The sequence below is a fragment of the Sphingomonas sp. 2SG genome, from assembly GCF_005503285.1.
GTDB lineage: Bacteria > Pseudomonadota > Alphaproteobacteria > Sphingomonadales > Sphingomonadaceae > Sphingomonas > Sphingomonas taxi.
In genome coordinates this window covers 1-1,689 of the sequence record NZ_SCMZ01000105.1, presented here as the reverse complement: position 1 = coordinate 1,689, position 1,689 = coordinate 1, and the positions used below count along the sequence as shown (strand labels likewise).

General features: G+C 65.4%; 2 protein-coding genes. One reads left to right on the top strand and one right to left on the bottom strand.

Annotation, left to right across the window (positions count from 1 at the left end):
- A partial coding sequence (locus FFS23_RS19890) for a molybdopterin-dependent oxidoreductase (protein WP_171009568.1) occupies positions 1–657 on the bottom strand: 657 nt, incomplete at its 3' end.
- Positions 658–803: 146 nt separating this feature from the next.
- On the opposite strand from FFS23_RS19890, the gene FFS23_RS19885 reads away from it, so the two are divergent.
- A complete protein-coding gene (locus tag FFS23_RS19885) occupies positions 804–1,676 on the top strand; it encodes a LysR family transcriptional regulator (protein WP_056626652.1) in 873 nt (290 codons plus the stop codon).
- The last annotated feature ends 13 nt before the right edge of the window (positions 1,677–1,689 follow it).

The following is a 1,689-nucleotide window of genomic DNA, read 5'->3' as shown; positions in this document are numbered from 1 at the left end:
GAGCTTGTAGTCGTGCGCCTGGATCGGTGCGTCGGATGGCGTCTCGCGCACCTCGATCCGTGTCAGCCATTTGGCGCTCCGCACCCCGGCATAGCCCGGCACCACCATGCGGATCGGTGCGCCGTGTTCGGGCGTCAGCGGCTCGCCGTTCATCGCCCAGGCAATGAGGACGTCGGGTTGCCGCGCCTTATCCATGGCGATCGAGACCCCGAACAATGCTTCCTCGCCTTCGACGTCCACCTCGTCCGCTCCGGTGAACGCCACGAACAGGTCGGACGCATCCGGCGCACCGACGGCATCCAGTACGTCGGACAGTCGTACGCCGGTCCACTCCGCATTGCCGATCGCGCCCACGTCCCACGGGTCGCCGGACGTTTTTGCGAACTGCTGAAGATCCGTGCGCCGGTTGCCGGCGCACTGGAGAACTGCCGTCACCGTCCGCGTGGCCAACGCGCTCTTCAACTCCTCCACCGAGAAGGAGCGTCTTTCCATGCTCATCCCGCTGACCTCGATCCGGTGATCGGCAGGCAGATCAGGCACCGCACCATGGCTGCGCACGTAGAACAGCGCCTGCGGCGTCAGGAACCGCTCGATCAGCGCGCCGGGCGTCGGCTCGGCGTTGTAGGGCTCGGATTTGCGCTCGATCATATCAGTCATGGACGAACCAACGCCGCAAGCGCGCGGATCGCTTCAAATCTTCAAGACTATCGCAGACGAAGGATTACCGATCGTTCCGATATCCAGATTGAAATAAACGGATCAAACGGTTGGTCGTATCGATAAGATTGCGCGATATAAGCTGCATGACCCTGGAGCAACTCAGAATATTCGTCGGTGTCGCCGAGCGCGAACACGTCACCAAGGCAGCGGAGGTGCTGAACGTCACGCAGTCCGCTGCCTCCGGCGCGGTCGCGGCCCTCGAAGCGCGCTACGGGGTTCCTCTGTTTCACCGTGTCGGGCGTGGCATCCAGCTGACCGAAGCAGGCCGCGGCTTTCTGGAGGAAGCGCGCGCAGTGCTGGGGCGGGCAGCGCATGCCGAGACGATGCTGGCGGACTATGCCGGGCTTGCCCGTGGTTCGTTGCGGATCGTCGCAAGCCAGACGATCGCGAGCTACTGGTTGCCGGCAAAGCTCGCCTCCTTCTACGAACGCCACCCGCAGATCGCGGTCGAACTGGCGATCGACAACACCGAAGGTGCAGCAGCGCAGATCCTGAGCGGCGCGGCGGAGCTCGGTTTCGTCGAGGGCGAGGTGGACGAACCGGCGCTCGCCCTCTGGAATGTCGGGCGTGACCCGATGGTGCTGGTCGGCCATGAGGACGCCGGGCGCGTCGACGAGGACTGGCTTCGCGCTGCACGCTGGATCGTCCGCGAGCAGGGTTCGGGCACGCGCTCGACCTTCGAGGACGTGCTGCGAACGCGCGGGTTTGATCCGGCCCAGCTGACAGTAGCGATGACGCTGCCGTCCAACGAGGCGGTGCGTACCGCGGTCGAGGCCGGTGCCGGCGTCGCTGTGTTGTCGCGATTGGTCGTCGCACGCGCGCTCAAGGCCGGCGATCTGGTCGAGTTGCCGCTTGGGTTACCCGATCGCGCCTTCCACGCGCTGCGCCACAAGGAACGCTATCGCACCCGCGCGGCCGACGCGCTGACGGACCTCATCAAGGAGCAGGTCGCATGACTGCCGACGCACC

Excerpts from the sequence above, each read along its gene's own strand:
- FFS23_RS19885 (WP_056626652.1), top strand. The coding sequence starts at position 804 with ATGACCCTGGAGCAACTCAGAATATTCGTCGGTGTCGCCGAGCGCGAA.